The sequence below is a fragment of the Acinetobacter sp. AG1 genome, from assembly GCF_001005525.1.
GTDB lineage: Bacteria > Pseudomonadota > Gammaproteobacteria > Pseudomonadales > Moraxellaceae > Acinetobacter > Acinetobacter modestus.
Window position 1 is genome coordinate 1 of record NZ_LBMZ01000009.1, and the last position, 1,272, is coordinate 1,272.

Genomic DNA, 1,272 nt, shown 5'->3' on the forward strand with positions numbered 1-1,272 from the left:
CACTTGAGTTCTTAAAGAAATGGGTCAATCCAAAATCTTCACCAATGTGCGGTAATTCGATTTGCCAAGATCGTCGTTTCTTGCATCGCTTGATGCCTGAGTTGGAACAATTTTTCCATTACCGTAATTTAGATGTGTCTTCTGTGAAAGAGTTAGCGAAACGCTGGAGACCTGAAATTATGAGTGGTTTAAAGAAAAATGCTTCACATCTGGCAATGGATGACATTCGTGACTCGATTGCCGAATTAAAATATTACCGTGAATACTTTTTTATTATGAATAAATAACTCATAACTTGCCTTTTCCAAGGATGTTATTGAATTTTAAAAGGAGCTTCGGCTCTTTTTTAATGAATGTAAAAAATATTGGGATTGAATAAAAAATATCATAAACTCAATTTTTATTTGCTTACTATAAAAAGAGAGCTTACATGCAAAGTAATAATCCAATTTTAACTCGGGTGGAAACCTATACTGATATAACTGAGCCAATGACCATTCAAGGTGCTATTCAGAAGTCAGTATTATTGACAGTGATTGCAGCTGTATTGGGAATGGCACTATTTTTCTATTGTGCAATCACTGCTAATCTTTCAATTGCCTATGCTGCAACAATTGTTGGAATTATTGGGAGCTTAATTTTAGCTTTGATTACCACTTTTAAATCAAATACTGCACCAGCTTTAGCAATTCCTTATGCATTATTTGAAGGTGCATTTTTAGGCGGAATTTCTTTTATTTTTCAACTGAAGTTTCCAGGTGTTCCTTTACAAGCTTTACTTGCGACCTTTGTTACAACCTTAGTTTTATTTGCGTTATATAAATTCCAAATTATTCGTGCTACTGAAAAATTTAAGGCAATTGTAATTTCAGCTTCTATTGCGATTGCTTTAGTTTTTGTTGTGCAAATCATTTTACGGTTAATCTTTGGCTCAAGTATTCCTTATATTTTTGAAAGCAATTGGTTAGGTATCGGTTTTGCTGCATTTGTTGCTGTAATTGCTTCACTGAACTTAATTTTAGATTTTGATCTTATTGAAAATGCAGCAGCACAACGCGCTCCTAAAGCATTTGAATGGGTATGTGCGATTGCTTTACTTGCAACTTTAGTGTGGATGTACTATTCATTCATGCGTTTATTAAGTCTAATTCAAGGTGATGATTAAATTTGAATTGATATAAAACATAAATCGTCTTCATATGAAGGCGATTTTTTTATGCAAGATTGTAAAAAAGGTGGATTATGCAATTCCGAAAAATCAGGAATGTTGGC

The 1,272-nt window shown here is 33.3% G+C and carries 2 protein-coding genes; both read left to right on the plus strand.

What is annotated here, in order from left to right; all coding sequences use genetic code 11:
* The coding region (gene orn, locus AAV96_RS00050) for an oligoribonuclease (RefSeq protein ID WP_046737823.1) at positions 1–287 on the plus strand (287 nt) is incomplete at its 5' end.
* Positions 288–430: 143 nt separating this feature from the next.
* Positions 431–1,165, plus strand: coding sequence for a Bax inhibitor-1/YccA family membrane protein (locus tag AAV96_RS00055; protein ID WP_046737824.1), 735 nt, complete (start codon positions 431–433; stop codon positions 1,163–1,165).
* The last annotated feature ends 107 nt before the right edge of the window (positions 1,166–1,272 follow it).